This is a genomic window from Shewanella sp. T24-MNA-CIBAN-0130 (assembly GCF_040310185.1).
Taxonomy (GTDB): Bacteria; Pseudomonadota; Gammaproteobacteria; order Enterobacterales; family Shewanellaceae; genus Shewanella; species Shewanella psychromarinicola.
In genome coordinates, this window is sequence record NZ_JBEOPP010000367.1 from 1 (window position 1) to 262 (window position 262).

The 262-nt window shown below is 38.2% G+C and carries 1 protein-coding gene; it reads right to left on the bottom strand.

What is annotated here, in order from left to right; genetic code table 11:
* Positions 1 to 262: hypothetical protein (locus AAEZ02_RS22760; RefSeq protein ID WP_351125358.1), on the bottom strand; the 262-nt coding region annotated here is incomplete at both ends.

A 262-nucleotide genomic window follows, 5' to 3' on the forward strand; every position in this document is an offset into this window, starting at 1 on the left:
GACCAATGTATTTATTGATTTCTGTTTGGAATTTTTGATTAAAGTCTTTCCCGAGTTCCCTTGCATTTTGTTCTAATATCATCATTTGGGCTTTAGGATATTTTGCTTGTGCGCCAATTCTTACTTTCTCTAATGCATCTTGAAGTTTATGAGCGGCTTTAGCAAAGCTACTTAATCTTGTATCTAAGGCAGTTGATGCTGCGCCTATGGCTCCTATGCTTTCATTGCGCACCATGGGTGCTAACTCAGCTTGATAAAAATC